Origin of the sequence: Algibacter sp. L3A6 (assembly GCF_009796825.1) — a bacterium.
Lineage (GTDB): Bacteria > Bacteroidota > Bacteroidia > Flavobacteriales > Flavobacteriaceae > Algibacter.
In genome coordinates this window covers 3,673,954-3,693,752 of record NZ_CP047030.1, presented here as the reverse complement: position 1 = coordinate 3,693,752, position 19,799 = coordinate 3,673,954, and the positions used below count along the sequence as shown (strand labels likewise).

Sequence of the window (19,799 nt, the reverse complement as noted above, 5' to 3'; positions counted from 1 at the left end):
TTATTTAACTTAAATTATGTTAAATAAATCCCAAAAAGTTAAAATTATTAAGAAGAAAAGATTATAAATTAATCTATAAAATCAATGTTTTTTAGTATTAAACCCGATGCTGGAGCGATATAATTCATCTTAATATCGTTATCAGGTTTTAAACTATCCTTTATATCTTGAAGTGATAGCTTGCCTTTTCCTAAATCTATAAGCGTCCCCATCATTAAACGGATTTGGTTTCGCATAAAACCTTTGCCTTGCACACGTAGGATATATGTTTTTTCAGGAAAATAGTTGGCTGTATATAAAGTGTTTTCTACCAATTCACACAGCATAATTTCGCGGGTGTAAACTCCATTATCGGTAGGTTTGTAGCAGTAAGTTTTTAAATAATTTTCGCCCTCGAACAACTTAGCACCTTCTTTCATGAGTTCAATATCCAACTCGTCAAGAATCGTTGTCATTATAGGTGCGCAAAAAGGATGACACTTTTCGCCATGCGCAAATAAGTATAAGTATTCTTTAATTTTAGAGCTTTGAATAATATTGAATTTGGCATCAACTTCCTTAATTTCTAGGGCTCGAATATCTTGCGGTAAATTACGATTAAAAAGCTCTAGAAAAGCTGGTATATCTTCAATAGGTTCGAATAAAAACAGCTCTATTGCAGCACATTCTGCAGACACCATAGCATCTGTTCTACCCGAACTTAAACTCTTAAAACGTTTACCTTCTAAGATAAAATTAAACGTTCTATCCACCATTAAATGCAACGTTTTCACGTTCGGCTGTTTTTGCCAACCATGAAAACGATAACCCAAATATTGTATGGTAATTAAATAAAAATACTTTTTCAAAAGGAATATTTTACTTGTGTCTACCTATTAATTCCTTTTCAATATCCTTTAATGTGAAGCCTTTAGCTTGAAGCAACATGAGGTAATGAAACATTAAATCGGCAGATTCGTATAGAAATAACTCATCGTTATTATCCATAGCTTCAATAACCGTTTCTACAGCCTCCTCACCTACTTTTTGTGCCACTTTATTAATACCTTTTGCAAACAAACTCGCTACATAAGATTTTTGAGTATCCTTATTAGCAACGCGCTCCGTAATAACATCTTCTAACGTTGAAAAGAATCCGTAATTAGATTTATTTTCTTCTTTCCAACACGTATCAGTTCCGGTATGGCAGGTTGGCCCAACAGGATTTACCTGTATTAAAAGAGAATCGTTATCACAATCGTTTTTAATATCGACTACGTTTAAAAAGTTACCACTTTCTTCACCTTTAGTCCAAAGACGTTGCTTACTTCTGCTAAAAAAAGTAACTGTCTTAGTTTCTAAAGTTTTCTCGTAAGATTCAGCATTCATATACCCCAACATCAAAACATTTTTTGTTGTTGCATCTTGAATAATTGCAGGCACTAGTCCGTTACTGTCGTATTTAATAGTCATAATAAAATTTTATAGGTTGCTGAATTAGATTCAGCATGACGACTAAAGTCGTACTTCGATATTATTTGCTTTTAATTCTTTCTTTAATTCAGGAATTGGAATTTCACCAAAGTGAAAAACACTAGCAGCCAAAGCTGCATCCGATTTTCCGATTTCAAAGGTATCAATAAAATGTTGAACATTACCCGCACCTCCCGATGCTATTATTGGAATATTCAAGCTTTCTGATAATTTAGCTAAAGCTTCATTAGCAAAACCATTTTTTGTACCATCATGATTCATTGATGTAAATAAAATTTCACCTGCACCACGTGTTTCAACCTCTTTAGCCCATTCGAATAAATCAATATCCGTTGGAATACTTCCGCCAGCTAAATGCACTTTCCATTGTCCGTCAACTTGTTTAGCATCGATAGCGACAACCACACACTGACTTCCAAATTTATTTGATAACTCGTTTACTAATTCAGGACGCTTTACTGCCGATGAATTTATAGATACCTTATCTGCACCACAATGTAAAAGCTCGTCTACATGCTCTACAGAAGAAATCCCACCACCTACTGTAAACGGAATATTAACTTGTTCTGCAACACGTAAAACCATATCTAACGTAGTGCCACGACCTTCTAAAGTAGCCGAAATATCAAGAAAAACAAGTTCGTCGGCACCAACATCGGCATATTGTTTTGCCAATTCTACCGGATCACCAGCGTCGCGTAAATCTACAAAGTTCACACCTTTTACAGTACGACCGTTTTTAATATCTAAGCAAGGAATTATTCTTTTTGTAAGCATTATTTTTAATGTTGTTGGTTTTTAGTTGTTCACTATTAATAAATGACTTTCTAAAAACGGATTAGGATTTATTTAAAATGAAATCCTCTAATTGTTTTAAGCTTATTTTATTCTCGTAAATGGCTTTCCCAATTATGGTGCCTTCGCAACCTAGTTCGGCTAATTTTGGTAATTCATCAAACGTTGAAATACCACCACTTGCTATTAATTTTATATTTGGTAGTTGTGCCAACATTTTTTCATACAAATCGAAAGAAGGACCTTCTAACATACCATCTTTAGCAATATCTGTACAAATAACATACTGCACACCTTCTTTTTGATAATTTTGAACAAAGGGAATTAAATCTTCATCAGATTCTTCTAACCAACCACTAATAGCTATCTTTTCGTTGTTAGCATCCGCTCCCAAAATAATTTTGTCGGCACCAAATTTAGATAACCAACTTTTAAAAACATCAGGTTGTTTAACCGCAATACTACCACCAGTAATTTGACCAGCACCAGATTCAAATGCAATTCTTAAATCATCATCCGTTTTTAAACCACCACCAAAATCAATTTTCAAACTCGTTTTAGAAGCTATTTCTTCCAAAACTTTATGATTTACAATATGACTAGCCTTAGCGCCATCTAAATCTACTAAATGTAAAAACTCAATACCATGAGCTTCAAATTGTTTAGCGATTTCTAAAGGATGTTCATTATATATTTTTTTTGTGCTATAATCGCCTTTTGAAAGTCGAACACATTTCCCGTCTATAATGTCTATTGCTGGTATTATTCTCATCGTTATTGGTTACTTGTTAATAGTTTTTGTTTCGTTCTATTTTAATGAATGAAACTAAAGGTTTAGAAAGTTTTGTAAAATTTTAGCGCCTTCGGTTCCACTTTTTTCTGGGTGAAATTGTACACCATAGAAATTATTGTGTTGTAAAGCCGATGCATAATTTAATCCATAATCTGTTTTTGCAATAGTTTCTTTACAATGCTCAGCATAATAACTATGCACCAAATACATGTATTCGTTTTCTTTTAAACCCTTAAATAAATCGGATTTTAAATCTTTAATAACGTTCCATCCCATATGTGGTACTTTTACAGAATGATCAAAACGTTTTACATCGGTTTGAAAAATGCTCAACCCTTTGGTATCACCTTCTTCAGTGGTTTTACACATCAGTTGCATACCCAAACAAATGCCTAAAACCGGCTGTTTTAAAGTCGGAATTAACGTTGCCAATCCGCTTTCTTCTAACATTTTCATGGCAGAACTCGCCTCTCCAACACCAGGAAAAATAATTTTATCGGCCGCCAAAATTTCTTCAGGATCGTTCGATAAAATAGCATCGACACCTAAGCGTTTAAAAGCAAACTGTATACTTTTTATATTTCCGGCTCCGTAATTTATTATAACTAATTTCATTTTCTTGTTGTTCGTTTTTCGTCGTTCATTTCTGGTTACAATAATAACCAGTAACTAAAAGCCAAAAACTATTCTATAACATCCCTTTTGTGCTTGGCAAAAACATTTTGTTCGAATCGCGTTTAACAGCCATTTTCATTGCTTTTGCGAAAGCTTTAAAAATACCTTCTATTTTATGGTGTTCGTTTACGCCTTCAGCCTTAACATTTAAATTACATTTTGCGCCATCAGTAAACGATTTAAACAAGTGGAAAAACATTTCAGTTGGCATATCACCAATTTTCTCACGTTTAAATTCCGCATCCCATTCTAACCAGTTTCTACCACCAAAATCTACAGCACCTTGTGCTAAACAGTCGTCCATTGGTAAACAGAATCCGTAACGCTCAATACCTAATTTATTACCTAGAGCTTTATTGAATAATTCACCTAAAGCAATCATGGTATCTTCAATAGTATGGTGTTCATCTACATTTAAATCACCATCTACTTTTACAGTTAAATCCATCGCGCCATGACGACCAATTTGATCTAACATGTGATCGAAAAACGATAAACCCGTGTTAATATCATTCTTACCAGAACCATCCAAATTCAACTTAATATAAATTTTAGTTTCATTGGTATTTCTAGTAATTTCTTGAACGCGATCTTCCAATTTTAGAAAATCATAAATAGTTTTTCCAATCTCTGCTTGTTAAAGCAATGCAGTCTAAAATGGCTTGTTTAGAAGTTTCTATTTCATCTGCTCCCAATTCAGGATCTTCAGATAAGAAAATACCTTTTGCTCCTAAGTTTTTAGCCAATTCCATATCGGTAATTCTATCACCTAATACAAAAGAATTTTCTAAATCGTAATCTTCAGAAAAATATTTTGTTAATAAGCCTGTTCTAGGCTTACGTGTTTCAGCATTTTCATGAGGAAATGTTTTATCAATATACACTTCTGTAAAAACAACACCCTTCTTTAGCGAAAGCATCAATAATTTTATTTTGAGGTCCCCAAAACGTATCTTCAGGAAAAGAATCAGTTCCCAAACCATCTTGATTAGTAACCATTACCAATTCGTAATCCAACTCACTAGCTATTTTAGCCATGTATTGAAATACCTTAGGATAATATTCTAGTTTCTCTAAACTATCTAATTGATAATCTACTGGCGGCTCTAAAACCAAAGTTCCGTCTCTGTCAATAAAAAGTACTTTCTTCATTATAAAGAATTTAAAGTATCTATTAATATTTTGTTCTCTGCAGGTGTACCAACCGTAATACGAATACAGTTATCTACTTGCGTATTTCTATTTCTAACAATTACTTTTTTATCAATTAAATATTGATAAAGCTTGTCGGCATTGTCTACTTCAATCAATAAAAAATTGGCATCTGTAGGATATATTTTTTTTACTAAAGGCAGCTTAATTAAAGCCTCTTTTAATTTTGTACGCTCTAAAAGAATAGCATCAATATTACGTTTTACTTCATCTAAATTATTTAACCGATCTAAAACGGCATCCTGATTTAATGTGCTTACATTATAAGGTGGTTTTACACGATTGTATAAATTAATAATAGCTTCGCTTGCATAAGCCACACCTACTCTCACGCCAGCCAATCCCCAAGCTTTACTAAAGGTTTGACTAACAATTAAATTGTTATACTTATTAATATTTTTAATGAAAGAATCTTGCAAACTAAAATCAATGTATGCCTCATCGACAATTACAATACCATTGAAATTTTCTAAAATATATTCAAGGTCTTCAGTATTTAATATGTTTCCTGTTGGGTTATTTGGCGAACAGATAAAGATGATTTTTATATCTTCAAAATCTAAATACGGTTGTAATTGATTTAGGCTGATCTGAAAATCATTAATTAACGGCTGTTTGATCAACTCAATATTATTGATATTCGCAGATACATCGTACATACCATAGGTTGGCGAAAAGGTTAAAACCTTATCTTTTCCTGGTTCACAGAAAATACGAAAGGCTAATTCTATAACTTCATCACTTCCATTACCAATAAAAATTTGATTTGTTTCTACCTTTTTAAGAATAGATAGTTTTTCTTTTATCGCCTTTTGGTGTGGATCTGGATATCTATTTAATATTCCGTAAGGATTCTCATTAGCGTCTAAAAAGACATCTGCCGTCCCTTTAAATTCATCTCTTGCAGACGAATACGCTTTTAAATTCCAGATGTTATCTCTAACAATATCTTTTAAATTAATCATTTCTCAAATCATTTAAACGGATAGACACTGCGTTTTTGTGCGCTTGTAAACCTTCGGCCTCTGCCATTAACTCAATAGTTTCTCCAATATTTAGCAAGCCCTCTTTAGATATCTTCTGAAACGTCATTTGCTTTAAAAAACTATCTAAATTCACCCCCGAATACGCTTTGCTAAATCCGTTAGTTGGTAAAGTATGGTTAGTTCCCGAAGCATAATCTCCTGCACTTTCTGGTGTATAATCACCAATAAAAACAGAACCCGCATTGCGAATACCATCAACATAAAAGTCATTAGCTTCAGTACAAATAATAAAATGTTCTGGGCCGTACTCATTTATCATTTCTAAGGCAATCTCATGATTTTCAACATAAATCAGCTTAGAATTAGCAATCGCTTTTTCTGCAATCGCTTTACGCGGAAGTACTTCTAATTGATTCTCAATTTCAGTAGAAACCTTTTCAATAATATCTTTTGAAGTTGAAACCAAAATAACCTGACTGTCCGTACCATGTTCAGCTTGACTTAATAAATCTGAAGCAATATAAGACGCATTTGCGCTCTTATCGGCAACAACTAATAACTCACTTGGTCCGGCCGGCATATCTATAGCTACACCGTGTTTAGTTGCTAATTGCTTAGCCACGGTTACAAATTGATTTCCTGGTCCGAAAATTTTATAAACTTGAGGTATAGTTTCTGTCCCAAAAGTTAAACCAGCAACAGCCTGAATACCACCAACTTTAATAATTTTGGTAACACCACATAAATTTGCCGCAAATAAAATTTCTGGAGCCAGTTCTCCTTTTTTATTAGGAGGAGAACATAAAACTATCTCTTTACAACCTGCAATTTGAGCAGGAACTGCCAACATTAAAACTGTTGAAAACAATGGAGCCGTTCCGCCAGGAATATACAAACCTACTTTTTCGATAGGTCTTTTTTCTTGCCAGCACGATACACCGTTCGTTGTTTCTACTTCAACTTTAGTTGTTTTTTGAGCTTTATGAAAAACTTCAATATTATGCTTTGCTTTTTTTATAGCATTTTTAAGTGGTTCTGCAACCACGTTTACAGCCGCTTCAATCTCTTCGGTAGACACAATATTAGACTCTAAATCTACACCATCAAAACGAACAGTATATTCTTTTATAGCCGCATCACCTCTAGCAACGACATCTTGAAAAACACGTGTTACAGTGCCTTCAATATCATTAACTGTTTGGGTTGGACGTTTTAAAATTTCCGACCAATCGCTTTTATTTGGATTGTTTATTATTTGCATACTCTTACATTTTGAGATTTCCGTTTTTACGGAAATAGAAAAACAAATTAATTAAAGCACCATTTTTTCAATTGGACAAACTAAAATACCTTGTGCGCCATTTGCTTTTAGGCCTTCAATAATATTCCAGAAATCGTTTTTCGGGATTACCGAGTGTACAGAACTCCATCCTTCTTGCGCTAATGGCAATACCGTTGGACTTTTCATACCTGGTAATAATGAAATAATAGCGTCTAGCTTATCATTAGGTGCATTTAAAAGCACATACTTAGAGTTTCTTCCTTTTAAAACCGATTGAATCCTAAATTGAATAGTATCTAGAATAGCTTGCTTTTCTTCACTTAAAACTGGAGAAACCGCAAGTACTGCTTCCGAAGTTAAAATAGTTTCAACTTCTTTTAAATTGTTTTTAAACAGTGTACTTCCACTAGAAACAATATCACAAATAGCATCGGCTAAACCAATATTTGGTGCAATTTCTACAGAACCATTAATAATATGAAGGTTTGCTGTAATACCATTTTTCTCTAAATACTGTTGTACTGTATTTGGATAAGATGTCGCGATACGCGTACCATCTAAATCTTTAACACCATTGTAATCGGCATCTTTTGGCACAGCAATACAAACACGGCATGAAGAAAAACCTAATTTTTCAACCACATTGATACCTTCTCCTTTTTCAATTAAAACATTCTCTCCGATAATAGCGGCATCTACAACACCATCTTTTAAATATTGAGGAATGTCTCCATTTCTTAAATAAAACACTTCTACAGGAAACCCTTTAGCCGAAGCTTTCAATTGATCTTTACCGTTATCGATAGAAATACCGATATCTTTTAGAAGCGCCATTGAGTCTTCATTTAAACGTCCTGATTTTTGTACTGCAATTCTTAAGTTACTCATTTTATTTGGTTTATGAGTTTGAAACAATCTCGTTGGTTTAAAAAAATAAACCCGCTTGATTGGCTCAAACGGGTTTAAATATATGTTGATTTTATTCAATACATTTTCACTTCGCCTGAGAGCAAATTTGAAAATGATGATGTATTTGAATAAAAGTCATGTCTTTTGTTTTTATAACGCTACAAATATGCAAAATATATGTTTAAAACGCCAAATTATTCAGAATTAAATTTTCAATATTTATACTTTCCTTAGTTTTATTAAAAAAAGATTAATTAATCTTCAAAATAAGGTTTAAAATACTGCGTTGTTTAATCCATACTGTTCAATTTAATTATTGATTTCCTAAAATAATAGGTAATCCACTATCTCCAGAACCAATAATAATAGTTTTACTATTTGGAGATTCAGATAATTTTACTGTAGCCTCAATACCTTTATCTTGAAGTATTTTATCTGTAAGCGATGCACTTAAAATTCTATTTGCATCAGCTTTACCTTGCGCTTCAATAATTACTTTTTCGGCTTCTTTTTTGGCAGTAACTAATCTAAACTCGTATTCTAAAGATTCTTGCTCTTGTTTAAGTTTACGCTCAATAGCATCTTTAATAGTCGTTGGTAGTTTTACATTTTCTACAAGAACACGTTTTACATTAACAAACTGACCATCTAACTCGTTTCTTACTTCTTCCAAAATCTCTAATTCAATAATATCTCTTTTACTAGAATATAATTGCTCTGGAGTATAACGCCCTACAACACTTTTTGCTGCCGCATTAATCGCTGGGTTTAAAAGCTCACGAATATAATCTTCACCTTTTGTTTGTATTAAATTACCTAAGTTTTTAAACTCTGGTTGAAACCAAATTGTTCCACTTACAGTAATATCTAAACCATTTACAGAAAGTACATTCATGTTTTCTGAAATAGATTGCTGGCGTACCTTTTGAACAATCATATCGTTCCATGGTGCTACAATATGGAAACCTTCACCATAAGTATGTTCCGTATTTACACCACCACCTAAAGGCTCAAATAAAACACCACCTTCACCAGGGCCAATGGTTACTAAAGATTTTGATACAACTATAATTAGTACAATTATTCCAATAATAAAGGGGAATGCAATTTTTGGTAATTTTTCCATATTTAATTTTTTATTTAGTTCTCAAAGATAAGGTATTTAAACAGGTTTAACGAATTAAAAATCGATTATAGACAGCACAAATCAAGTGTTAAAACCATAGCTAATTCCCTCGAAAATTCTTAATTTTAATCTAGATTTTACACCCTAAAACTATAATATTATGAAAACAATTATCATATCATCCGATTTCTCGGAAGAAGCACAAAACGCAACCTTATACGCTATACAAACCGCTAAAAAAGTTAAAGCAAAATTGGTGCTTTTTCATTTACACATTCTATCCATACACGTGGTGCAATCTAGATTGCCTTACAAAAACATATTACAATCTATAGATTATGCAAAAACTAAAATAGAAAATCGCGCAAAGAAGCTTTCTGAAACTTATGGCCTTGAAATTAAAGTAGATTTTGCCATGGGTGAATACTTTAAACAATTACAACGCGCTATCGAAGAACATCATGCCGACATGATTATTATGGGCATGCACACAAAAACCATAGAAGGCGATTTATTAGGTAGTACGACATCCGAAGCTATTAATAAAATTGAGATTCCTATTTTGGCTGTGCCGCTAAAAGCAAAATTTACAAGCATCGACAAAATTTTATTTGCTTGTGATTTGGATAAAGGATTAACATCTAATATTTTAAAAGAAATTAAGAAGACTACTAAAAAGTTTGATGCTGAATTAAGAGTCTTTCATGTAAATAATAAAATATCAGAATTAAAAAGTAACGTTGAAATTTTAAAACCACTAGAAGAAGTCTCTTATTTCTATAAAAACGTGCAATCTGAAGCTGTTATAGACGAAATAAGAAACGAAATGCTAGAATACAAACCCGATATACTAATTATGGTGCCTTACGAGTACGGCTTCTGGTCTTCGTTAATTCATAAAAGTAAAACACGTATTATGTCTTCTGGATTAGACATCCCACTATTATCTATACGAGGATAATACATCTCAAAGTTTTAATATAAAAAAGTAGTAAAACTTCAATTGCCATGAAGGTTTACTGCTTCTTTTTCAATTAAATAAGACCTTTATATTTACGTAAAAACCACTCTGCAGAAAGCGCTAATGCGATAATAGCCAATAAGTACTTCCAATCTATTAACGGACGACTCGTGTTATGGCTTTTTTGAATAGACTGATAACGATCATCACTTAATAAATCGGTGATTAAGGCTTCATGGTTATCGATAAAATAACTCTTACCATTACTATTTACAGCCAATTGTTTTAATTTTTTAGAATTTGCATTTAAAAATTGCTGTTCCACATTGTATTCTAAAATTTGAAAATTACCAGATTTCGATAGGTTCTCTTTTGACGTACGAACAGTAAAACTATATTCTGAAGGCGATAAACTACTTAAATCTACTTGATAGTTATTATTTTTAAGAATAAAAGGAAATATTTTCTCTTCTTTTGAAAGGTTATCAATTAGCTTTATTTGAAGACTTTCTCGTGTATCGAAAACAAAATTCTTGTCAAAAAACTCAGCTTTAATAACAATATTCCCACTTCCATTATAAAAAGATTCGTAATCAACATTTAAACGATTTCTCTTTTTATTTGAAGCTAAATATTGAATGATCTTACCAAGGAAATCATCAAATTCATTAAACGATTTAGAATTTAGAAAACTCTGTGAACGCCATTTCCAAATATTCTCACCAAACAAAACAGCTTCTCGCCTCCCTCCTGACTCAAGAGTTACAAACAAAGGTTCTTGAGTTGAAATACCATTAACGTTTTTATATAAAATAGTTTCAAACGGCACCGAAAAAACAACCGATCCATAATTTGATTTTAATGGAGGGAACGATTCGAAATTAATATCATCTACCAAAAAAGACGTATAATTTAAGTTCAACTGAGCCTGATAATTTTCTGTTTGATCTGTTATTTCTTGATCGTAAGTTGTATTGTTTTTATTCAGAAAATCTAAATCAGTATTACTTCCTTCTATTATAAATCTATCCTTGTTTTCAGTATTCAACTTAGCAATCAACTGTTTAAACTTATTATTTGGCTGATACAATATAACTAATTGAAAGTCATTTATTTTTGAAATAAATTCGTTTGGCTCAAAAAATGAAACTGTACTACGCTCATTACTTTCTATACTTTTTTTAAGACTCCCCAAATCTGGATGCGAAAACGTAGAAACTACAGCAATGTTAGTTTTTTGATCGATAACTTCTACAGCGAAATTCTTGTAATTATTAACCTTATTTTTTTCGTTTTCTATTGGAACTAAATACGCTTTATAAGCACTAACCCCTACTTGAGAAGCTGGTAAATTAAAATTAATAAGTGCTGAATTGTTATTTTTCGAAAATGATACATTTTGAGAAAACACAGTAGTATTGCCTTCCTTTACAACAAACTTAGAAGTTAAATTAGAATTCCCGCTATAAACAACAATAGCTTCTACTGGAAATTTATTTTTTAAATAAGCATACTTATTGACGTTTAACTGCTGGATTTTTAAATCGACATACGTAATAGTATCACCTAATATTATTGAGTAAACAGGTTGCTTATAAGTATTGCTAGCAAACTCATAATCGTTCCCTAATGTTTGATTTCCATCGGAAATTAAAACTGTTGGTGCATTACTTGTTTTATAAATTTGTGATAATTGAGTAAAGGCTTCATTGATGTTCGATTGCTTTTCTAAAAAAGTAAGTGAATCTGAAGCTTTAAAGGTTTCTCCAAAAGTGTAAAATGAAAGATTAAACTTGTCTTTCAATTCTGAATTTGTAGAAATTGTTTCAACTAAAGTTTTAACCTTTTCACTTTGATTAAAATGTTTTATAGAATTCGAATTATCTACAGCGATAACCAAGTTTGGCTTTTCTGTAGTAAACGTAGTTTGATTAAATTTTGGATTTATTAATAAAATAAGAATTGAAAATATACTAATAAACCGCAAAAAAGCGAAAAGCATGTTCAATTTAGACATGCTTTTCCTTTTACTGATATACTGAAACAGAGCTAATGAAAGCGCTACTATTCCAGCGAGTATAATGTATAATAGAGTTTCTGAACTCATTAAAATTTTTGATGTGTTTTGATAAAATTCCCTCTTGCGAGGAAATGGAAAATAATTTTAAGTTAGCATTCCGCCATCAACATTCAAGGTTTGTCCCGTTACATAAGCCGACATATCACTAGCTAAAAATACACAAACATTTGCGATATCTTCTGGAGTTCCACCACGTTTTAATGGAATACCTGCACGCCATCCTTTCACAACTTCTTCATCTAACTTAGCAGTCATTTCAGTTTCAATAAAACCTGGAGCAACTACGTTACTTCTAATGTTTCTTGAACCTAACTCTAAAGCTACAGATTTAGAAAAACCAATAATACCAGCTTTTGATGCCGCATAATTGGTCTGCCCAGCATTACCTTTAACTCCAACAACAGAACTCATGTTAATGATAGAGCCTTTACGTTGTTTTAACATGGTACGTTGTACCGCTTTCGTCATGTTGAAAACCGATTTTAAGTTCACCTCAATTACAGTATCAAAATCATCTTCACTAATACGCATTAATAAATTATCTTTAGTGATACCTGCATTGTTTACAAGAATATCAATACTTCCAAACTCAGCAGCTACATCTGCCGCTAATTTTTGAGCATCGTCAAAATTTGCAGCATTACTTTGGTAACCTTTAGCTTTAACACCAAGTGCATTTAAATCTTTTTCTAACGCATTAGCCGCTTCTACAGACGAACTGTATGTAAAAGCTACATTTGCACCATGTTGTGCAAAAACTTCAGCTATACCTTTCCCAATACCTCTACTTGCACCAGTAATTATAGCCGTTTTTCCTTCTAATAATTTCATGTATTTACTTATTATTTTTTATTTCCCATTCAAGCGTCCTTAAATAATTAGGTTTTAACCATGTATTTACTTCTAAAATGGATTATAAATTTTTAGTTGATTTCTAATTCTATTAATGATTATTGCTAACCTTTAACCAAAATCAAATATAAGAATTCCTATTATAACTGCACATAAAAAAAGCCGATAGGTTAAAAAACTTATCGGCTATTTGTTTACATTTTTAATTTTTCTGTCTTTTCATAATTAAATAGAAAATCCACATCCATTTCTTGAACTTTACCAAGCTCTTTTAAACCTTTAAAATCGATGTCTTTTTTATTCCCTATAACCATTACATTATAGTTTTCACCTTTTATATTACTATTAAAAAAGTCGCGTAAATCTTCAATACTCATATCTTTTATGGTATTGTACATCGCTTCTCGGTTATCATTCTCAATACCGCGCTTTTTCAAACTTTCATAATTCCAGAAAATATTAGATTTAGTAATACGCTGCGCTGCTATTTTCTTAAGAGTAGCTTCTTTAGCGGCATTAAACTGTTTCTCAGCTTCAGGCATATCGGTCATTAAATCCATCATAGCACGTACAGCTTGTGGCATTTTGTTGGCCTGTGTACCCATATATGCCATAACGTAATTCGCATTTTCTTTTTCATCAGCCATTTGGTAACTCGAAAAAGCAGAGTATGCTAAAGATTTAGATTCGCGTATTTCTTGAAATACAATAGACGATAACCCACTACCAAAATAAGTATTGAACAACGTTGAAGCTGCAATGTTTTCTGCTTTAAAAGGTTCTCCTTTTGCTAAGAATAACATTTCCGACTGTACCATATCAAAATCTACGAAATAAACATTCCCTCCTGTTTCTTGTTCTTCATAAACTAAAGCTTCAGGATATTGTTTTAGATCTTCAGGGATGGTATGACTTGTATTTAGAGCCGCTACAGCAGCATCAATATCTTTTCCATAATAAAAAACACGTTGTTTGTAGTTTTTCATATCCTTAACAATATCAACCAATTCTTTAGGATCGATAGCATTTAACTCATCTGTTTTGTAAATATTTCTTAAACGAGATTTTTCGCCATATTTACCATAGCTCATTAAACCGTTCCAAAGAATACTTCCTTTTTGACCTTTATTATCTTGACGTCCTTTTATTATAGATTCTACATATTTTTTATAAGCATCTTGATCTGGAACAGCATTATTCCAAAGGTGTTCTAAAAGCTCTAAACCTTTTGGTAAATTTTCTTTTAAACCATTAAGTCCAACATAAGTTTTATCATCACCAGCAAAAACATAATAACTTACACCAAGCTTGTAAAACTCCTTTTTTAACTCCTCGTTGCTATACTTAGCTGTACCCAAGTAATCCATATAATTAGCAGCAAGTTGTAGTTTTTTATCGTTATCGCCACCCATATCGAAAATAATATTTAAATCGAATAAATCATTCAATTCATTTTCAATGTAAGATACCTCGATACCGTTATTGGTTTCGGTAGTTTTAATAGCCGTTTTATAATCTATAAACTTTGGTTTTAAATCCTCAGACTCTATATTATTGAAAGTGGTTAAAAACTCAGAACTTTTATCTCTATTTAAATGAACCGGCGTGATACCAGGGTTTTGAACCTTAACAATATTAGAATCTTCACCTTGGCGTTTATAGGTTACCACATAATTGTTTTGATAAAATTTGTTAGCAAAATCTACCAATTCTTGCTTGGTTACCTTTTTTAAATCGTTTAGAAATTTCACTTTACTAGCCCATTCTTCATGATGAATAAAAGCGTTGTAATATGCCGAAGCTAAAGCCGTACTGTTTTCATATTGTTTGGTTTGACTTAGTTTTAAGTCGTTTACCACAGCATCAATCATCCAATCTTCAAACTCACCTTTCTTTAATTTTTCAATTTGTTCTAATAAAAGTGCTTTAACATCATCTAGAGATTGTCCTTCTTTTGGAGTTCCTGTAAATTGGTGATAACCATAATCATTTAAAAACGTTGGAGAACAACCAGCATTTTGCACAACTTGCTTCTGGTTTAAATTTAAATCTATTAAACCAGCGTTTCCGTTAGCTAGAATCATATCTGCTAAGGTTACAAATTTTTGATCTTCGCTACCAATACCCTGAGCTCTAAACGCTATAGATACATTTTCAGCTGTTGGACCAAAAACTTCTTTAGTTACCGGAGATGTAAGTGCATCTTCTTTTGGTAAAATTGGGTGAGTAACTTCTTTATTTTCAAATGCACCAAAAGCTTTATTAACTTTTGCTATGGTAGCATCAAAATCTAAATCGCCAACTAACACCATAGCCATATTATTAGGCACATAATACGTGTTGAAGTAATTATGAATATCTACTAAAGATGGATTTTTTAAATGCTCGGCATTACCAATTGTAGTTTGTTGACCATAAGGATGATTAGGGAATAAGCCTTTTAACATGGCATAATATCCTTTTCTGAAATCACTATCTTGTGTTCTATTGAATTCTTCAAAAACAGCTTCTAACTCTGTATGAAACAAGCGTAATACCAACATGCTAAAACGTTCACTTTCTACAGTTAACCATTTATCCAATTCATTAGCAGGAATTTTATTTTTATAAACAGTTTCTTCAAACCAAGTATGTGCATTGGTCCCTGTAGCACCTAAAGAACTAATCATTTTATCATACTCGTTAGCTACGCTATAGTTTGATGCTTCCAAAGAAACTTCGTCTATTTTTCTGTATAACTCTTCCTTTTTATCAAGATCGCTTTCCGCACGATGTGCTTCATATAAATTAGAAATAGAATCTAAATACACTTTTTCTTTTTCCCAATCGAGCGTACCGATTTTATCTGTGCCTTTAAACACCATGTGTTCTAGGTAATGAGCCAAACCTGTAGATTGCTTAGGATCGTAATTAGAACCCGCACGAACAGCAATATAAGTCTGGATTTTAGGTTCATCGGTATTTTTACTTAGATAAACTTTTAAACCATTTTCTAAGGTATAAAGCCTTAAACCAGTTGGGTCGTTTTCCGTAATTTCATAAGAAAACCCATTAGCATCGGTATGCGCTGTTGTAGCAGCAGCAACTTCTGAGTTTTGATCTGTTTTACAACTAAAGCATGTCGCTAAAATTGCAAACACAAAAAGTGTTTTAATTTGAGTCATAGATTGAAGTTTTTAGATTGTGTCCTTAAAATTAAGCATAAAAAAATCGTTAACTTAAATAAAGTTAACGATTTTTCAAATGAATTATATTTGAGTTTAAGTAAGTAATTATTTACCTAAAACTTCTGCAATTTTCTTTCCAATTTCAGCAGGAGAATCTACAACGTGAATTCCACATGCTCTCATAATAGTCTTTTTCGCTTGTGCAGTATCATCACTACCACCAACAATTGCTCCAGCGTGTCCCATAGTACGACCTGCAGGTGCAGTTTCACCAGCGATAAAACCAACAACTGGTTTTTTACTTCCACTAGCTTTATACCAGTTAGCAGCATCAGCTTCTAATTGACCTCCAATTTCACCTATCATTACAACAGCTTCAGTTTCTGGATCGTTGATTAATAATTCAACAGCTTCTTTAGTAGATGTTCCAATAATTGGATCTCCACCAATACCAATAGCTGTAGTGATACCTAAACCTTGTTTTACAACTTGGTCAGCAGCTTCATAAGTTAAAGTTCCTGATTTAGAAACAATACCAACAGTACCTTTTTTGAAAACGAAACCTGGCATAATACCAACTTTAGCTTCACCTGGCGTAATAACACCTGGACAGTTAGGGCCGATTAAACGACAATCTTTACCTTTTATGTAACTAGATGCTGTAATCATATCAGCAACAGGAATACCTTCAGTGATTGTAATAATAACTTTTATTCCAGCATCGGCAGCTTCCATAATTGCATCGGCAGCAAAAGCTGGCGGTACGAAAATAATGGTAGTATCTGCTCCTACTTGCTCTACTGCCTCTAATACAGTATTGAAAACAGGTCTATCTAAATGTGTTTGACCACCTTTTCCTGGTGTAACACCACCAACAACGTTGGTTCCGTATTCAATCATTTGGCTGGCGTGAAAAGTACCTTCACTACCTGTAAAACCTTGAACTATTATTTTTGAATCTTTGTTTACTAAAACGCTCATAGAAGATTTTTTATCGTTATTTTATTTACTTAACAAAAGTAATTTTTTGAATTCTATTTTTAAAGTAAAAACCGAATTACTTTTTGTTATTTTTTTATTGATTTTAATATTTCAGGAATCTTTCTAATATAGGCTAATTCCTTAAATTTTTCTCTAGCTTCACCTGCAGGTGAACCAAAGTATGCTTTATTTTCGTCTGTTGAATGCCCTAAGCCCGATTGCGCAAAGAGCTCCGTACCTTTAGCGATAGTAATACCACTTTTTACACCAGCTTGTCCCCAAATGACAACTTCATCTTCAACAACAACACAGCCAGCAATACCTGCCTGCGATGCAATAAGGCATTTTTTACCTAAAACAGTATCATGACCGATTTGAATTTGATTATCTAATTTGGATCCGTAACCAATACGTGTATCGGCTGTTACACCTCTATCTATAGTACATGCAGCTCCAATATCAACATGGTCTTGAATAACCACACGTCCGCCTGATTTTAATCTATCATAACCATCAGGGCGTTTTTTATAATAGAATGCATTTGCACCTAAAACCGTTCCTGAATGAATCGTAACATAATCACCAATTACGGTATCATCATATATACTAACATTGGCATGAATTAAGCAGTTTTTGCCTATTTCAACATTATGCCCAATAAAACAATTTGGTTGAATTACTGTGTTTTCTCCAATTTTAGCTGACGCTGAAATAGCACTGTTAGCCGACTGAAAAGGCTTAAAGTGATTGGTTAAAGTATTGAAGTCTCTAAACGGATCATCACTTACTAATAACGCTTTCCCTTCTGGACAATCTACCTTCTTATTAATTAAAATAATAGTTGCCGCAGAGTTTAAAGCTTTATCATAATATTTTGGATGATCTACAAAAACAATATCACCTGATTCTACAACATGAATTTCGTTCATGCCTAGAACAGGGAAATTTAAATCCCCAACAAAATCACAACCAATAAGATCTGCAATTTGTTTTAAAGTATGTTGTTTTGGAAATTTCATAGGTTTAGATAAACTGAATACTAAAGAATTGTTTTACTCTTTTACACGTTCTTTGTAAGTTCCTTTTGCTGTTTCAACTTTAATTTTATCACCTTCATTAATAAATAAAGGTACATTTACAGTTGCTCCAGTTTCTACGGTTGCAGGTTTTGTAGCATTAGTTGCTGTATTACCCTTAACGCCAGGTTCTGTTGCTGTAATTTCTAAAACAACACTTGCTGGTAAATCTACAGAAAGTGGTGAGTTATCTTCAGTATTAATTAATACGGTTACAACTTCGCCTTCTTTCATTAAACCAGGATTATCTAAAGCCGCTTCTAATAAACGAATTTGAGTATAATCTGCTTCATTCATAAAATGGTAAAATTCACCATCATTATATAAATATTGAAATTTATGAGTTTCAACACGAACATCTTCTAATTTATGACCTGCAGAAAATGTGTTATCTAAAACCTTTCCGGTGGTTACGCTTTTCATTTTAGTTCTTACAAATGCTGGACCTTTTCCTGGTTTTACATGTAAAAATTCTACAATTTTATATATATCATTATTGTATCTAAGGCATAAACCGTTTCTAATATCACTTGTAGTTACCATAATTTAATTTTGAAATTTAATATTTGTTTTAATCTCTTTTTTGAAAGATTAAATAATCGATTTAATTTGCTTTGAAGTATCCCTTCATGATACCTCTATGAGAATTTTTTATAAACTGAAGAATTTCATCACGCTCTGGAGTGGCTTCCATTTCTGCTTCAATAATTTCGGCAGCTTGCGTATTGTTATAATTCTTCTGGTATAAAATTCTATAGATATCTTGAATTTCTCTAATTTTTTCTGTGATGTAACCTCTTCGTCTTAACCCTACTGAATTAATACCCACATAAGAAAGTGGCTCTCTTGCAGCTTTTACAAAAGGAGGAACATCTTTTCTAACTAACGATCCGCCAGTTACAAAAGCATGATTACCAATAGATACAAATTGATGCACAGCCGTCATACCTGCTAAAACCACATAATCACCAATAGTGATATGGCCAGCAAGCGTACTGTTGTTAGAAAAAATACAGTTATTTCCAACAATACAATCGTGGGCAACGTGGCAATATGCCATAATTAAACAATTATTACCAATAACTGTTTTCATTCTATCGGTAGTACCTCTGTTTATGGTAACACACTCACGAATAGTGACATTGTCCCCAATTTCAACAGTGGTATCTTCATCGTTATATTTTAAATCTTGAGGAACTGCAGAAATTACAGATCCTGGAAAAATATTACAATTCTTTCCAATACGTGCACCTTCCATAATGGTTACGTTACTGCCTATCCATGTGCCTTCGCCAATAATAACATTATTATGTATGGTAGTAAAAGGCTCTATGACCACGTTTTTTGCAATTTTTGCACCTGGATGCACATATGCCAATGGTTGATTCATTTGTAAGTTTTTAGTTTAGTCTTAATAAGTTAAAACAGGAA

Annotated in this window: 17 protein-coding genes and 1 pseudogene; 1 reads left to right on the top strand and 17 read right to left on the bottom strand. The window is 32.6% G+C overall.

The genetic code is table 11. The features are described 5' to 3' along the window. Positions 1–68: 68 nt before the first annotated feature. From GQR98_RS15330 to GQR98_RS15285, 10 genes and pseudogenes are all read right to left on the bottom strand, one after another. The gene (locus GQR98_RS15330; RefSeq protein ID WP_159020269.1) at positions 69–848 is read right to left on the bottom strand and encodes a tRNA pseudouridine synthase A; all 780 of its coding nucleotides are present in this window, start codon (positions 846–848) and stop codon (positions 69–71) included. A gap of 10 nt (positions 849–858) precedes the next feature. After that, positions 859–1,452 (bottom strand): bifunctional phosphoribosyl-AMP cyclohydrolase/phosphoribosyl-ATP diphosphatase HisIE, encoded by a 594-nt coding sequence (gene hisIE, locus GQR98_RS15325; RefSeq protein ID WP_159020268.1) that lies wholly within the window; start codon positions 1,450–1,452, stop codon positions 859–861. Positions 1,453–1,494: 42 nt separating this feature from the next. Beyond that, a complete protein-coding gene (hisF, locus tag GQR98_RS15320; RefSeq protein WP_042495030.1) occupies positions 1,495–2,250 on the bottom strand; it encodes an imidazole glycerol phosphate synthase subunit HisF in 756 nt (251 codons plus the stop codon). Positions 2,251–2,311: 61 nt separating this feature from the next. Then, entirely contained in the window at positions 2,312–3,040 is a 729-nt protein-coding gene (hisA, locus tag GQR98_RS15315; RefSeq protein WP_159020267.1) for a 1-(5-phosphoribosyl)-5-[(5-phosphoribosylamino)methylideneamino]imidazole-4-carboxamide isomerase, read from the bottom strand. Between the two features lie 54 nt (positions 3,041–3,094). Continuing rightward, complete coding sequence (gene hisH / locus GQR98_RS15310; protein WP_159020266.1) at positions 3,095–3,676, bottom strand: imidazole glycerol phosphate synthase subunit HisH; 582 nt, start codon at positions 3,674–3,676, stop codon at positions 3,095–3,097. A gap of 73 nt (positions 3,677–3,749) precedes the next feature. Then, a pseudogene (gene hisB / locus GQR98_RS15305) lies at positions 3,750–4,888 on the bottom strand (bifunctional histidinol-phosphatase/imidazoleglycerol-phosphate dehydratase HisB). Then, the gene (gene hisC, locus GQR98_RS15300) at positions 4,888–5,913 is read right to left on the bottom strand and encodes a histidinol-phosphate transaminase (protein ID WP_159020265.1); all 1,026 of its coding nucleotides are present in this window, start codon (positions 5,911–5,913) and stop codon (positions 4,888–4,890) included. The pseudogene hisB and the gene hisC overlap by 1 nt, the downstream one beginning before the upstream one ends. Further along, positions 5,906–7,195, bottom strand: coding sequence for a histidinol dehydrogenase (hisD, locus tag GQR98_RS15295; protein WP_159020264.1), 1,290 nt, complete (start codon positions 7,193–7,195; stop codon positions 5,906–5,908). Before hisD ends, hisC begins: the two co-directional genes overlap by 8 nt. Before the next feature lie 51 nt (positions 7,196–7,246). Continuing rightward, complete coding sequence (gene hisG, locus GQR98_RS15290) at positions 7,247–8,104, bottom strand: ATP phosphoribosyltransferase (protein ID WP_042495399.1); 858 nt, start codon at positions 8,102–8,104, stop codon at positions 7,247–7,249. Between the two features lie 334 nt (positions 8,105–8,438). Next, the gene (locus GQR98_RS15285) at positions 8,439–9,251 is read right to left on the bottom strand and encodes a prohibitin family protein (RefSeq protein ID WP_042495022.1); all 813 of its coding nucleotides are present in this window, start codon (positions 9,249–9,251) and stop codon (positions 8,439–8,441) included. Positions 9,252–9,411: 160 nt separating this feature from the next. Here GQR98_RS15285 and GQR98_RS15280 point away from each other — a divergent pair, with 160 nt between their 5' ends. After that, positions 9,412–10,212 (top strand): universal stress protein, encoded by an 801-nt coding sequence (locus GQR98_RS15280; RefSeq protein WP_159020263.1) that lies wholly within the window; start codon positions 9,412–9,414, stop codon positions 10,210–10,212. A 73-nt stretch (positions 10,213–10,285) separates the two neighbouring features. Here the strand turns inward: GQR98_RS15280 and GQR98_RS15275 are convergent, their stop codons facing one another. The 7 genes from GQR98_RS15275 to lpxA form a co-directional block, all read right to left on the bottom strand. Next, positions 10,286–12,229 carry a VWA domain-containing protein gene (locus GQR98_RS15275; protein ID WP_317164197.1) on the bottom strand — a complete coding sequence of 648 codons (1,944 nt, stop codon included), beginning with the start codon at positions 12,227–12,229 and terminating at the stop codon, positions 10,286–10,288. A 147-nt stretch (positions 12,230–12,376) separates the two neighbouring features. Beyond that, positions 12,377–13,123, bottom strand: a complete 747-nt coding sequence (gene fabG / locus GQR98_RS15270; RefSeq protein WP_159020261.1) for a 3-oxoacyl-[acyl-carrier-protein] reductase — start codon at positions 13,121–13,123, stop codon at positions 12,377–12,379. Between the two features lie 215 nt (positions 13,124–13,338). Continuing rightward, a complete protein-coding gene (locus tag GQR98_RS15265; protein ID WP_159020260.1) occupies positions 13,339–16,308 on the bottom strand; it encodes a M16 family metallopeptidase in 2,970 nt (989 codons plus the stop codon). A 108-nt stretch (positions 16,309–16,416) separates the two neighbouring features. Then, entirely contained in the window at positions 16,417–17,292 is an 876-nt protein-coding gene (gene sucD, locus GQR98_RS15260) for a succinate--CoA ligase subunit alpha (RefSeq protein ID WP_159020259.1), read from the bottom strand. A gap of 86 nt (positions 17,293–17,378) precedes the next feature. Then, a complete protein-coding gene (locus GQR98_RS15255; RefSeq protein WP_159020258.1) occupies positions 17,379–18,311 on the bottom strand; it encodes a UDP-3-O-(3-hydroxymyristoyl)glucosamine N-acyltransferase in 933 nt (310 codons plus the stop codon). 33 nt (positions 18,312–18,344) lie between these two features. After that, positions 18,345–18,911 (bottom strand): elongation factor P, encoded by a 567-nt coding sequence (efp, locus tag GQR98_RS15250; RefSeq protein WP_159020257.1) that lies wholly within the window; start codon positions 18,909–18,911, stop codon positions 18,345–18,347. Between the two features lie 61 nt (positions 18,912–18,972). After that, positions 18,973–19,758, bottom strand: coding sequence for an acyl-ACP--UDP-N-acetylglucosamine O-acyltransferase (gene lpxA, locus GQR98_RS15245; RefSeq protein WP_074935972.1), 786 nt, complete (start codon positions 19,756–19,758; stop codon positions 18,973–18,975). Positions 19,759–19,799: the final 41 nt, after the last annotated feature.

Bases quoted from the DNA above. Each gene is read 5' to 3' on its own strand.
- hisG (WP_042495399.1), bottom strand. From the start codon at position 8,104: ATGAGTAACTTAAGAATTGCAGTACAAAAATCAGGACGTTTAAATGAA.
- GQR98_RS15255 (WP_159020258.1), bottom strand. From the start codon at position 18,311: ATGAAATTTCCAAAACAACATACTTTAAAACAAATTGCAGATCTTATT.
- hisF (WP_042495030.1), bottom strand. From the start codon at position 2,250: ATGCTTACAAAAAGAATAATTCCTTGCTTAGATATTAAAAACGGTCGT.
- hisA (WP_159020267.1), bottom strand. From the start codon at position 3,040: ATGAGAATAATACCAGCAATAGACATTATAGACGGGAAATGTGTTCGA.
- lpxA (WP_074935972.1), bottom strand. From the start codon at position 19,758: ATGAATCAACCATTGGCATATGTGCATCCAGGTGCAAAAATTGCAAAA.
- sucD (WP_159020259.1), bottom strand. From the start codon at position 17,292: ATGAGCGTTTTAGTAAACAAAGATTCAAAAATAATAGTTCAAGGTTTT.
- hisIE (WP_159020268.1), bottom strand. From the start codon at position 1,452: ATGACTATTAAATACGACAGTAACGGACTAGTGCCTGCAATTATTCAA.
- GQR98_RS15275 (WP_317164197.1), bottom strand. From the start codon at position 12,229: ATGTCTAAATTGAACATGCTTTTCGCTTTTTTGCGGTTTATTAGTATA.
- hisD (WP_159020264.1), bottom strand. From the start codon at position 7,195: ATGCAAATAATAAACAATCCAAATAAAAGCGATTGGTCGGAAATTTTA.
- GQR98_RS15280 (WP_159020263.1), top strand. From the start codon at position 9,412: ATGAAAACAATTATCATATCATCCGATTTCTCGGAAGAAGCACAAAAC.
- efp (WP_159020257.1), bottom strand. From the start codon at position 18,911: ATGGTAACTACAAGTGATATTAGAAACGGTTTATGCCTTAGATACAAT.
- fabG (WP_159020261.1), bottom strand. From the start codon at position 13,123: ATGAAATTATTAGAAGGAAAAACGGCTATAATTACTGGTGCAAGTAGA.
- hisH (WP_159020266.1), bottom strand. From the start codon at position 3,676: ATGAAATTAGTTATAATAAATTACGGAGCCGGAAATATAAAAAGTATA.
- GQR98_RS15265 (WP_159020260.1), bottom strand. From the start codon at position 16,308: ATGACTCAAATTAAAACACTTTTTGTGTTTGCAATTTTAGCGACATGC.
- GQR98_RS15285 (WP_042495022.1), bottom strand. From the start codon at position 9,251: ATGGAAAAATTACCAAAAATTGCATTCCCCTTTATTATTGGAATAATT.
- hisC (WP_159020265.1), bottom strand. From the start codon at position 5,913: ATGATTAATTTAAAAGATATTGTTAGAGATAACATCTGGAATTTAAAA.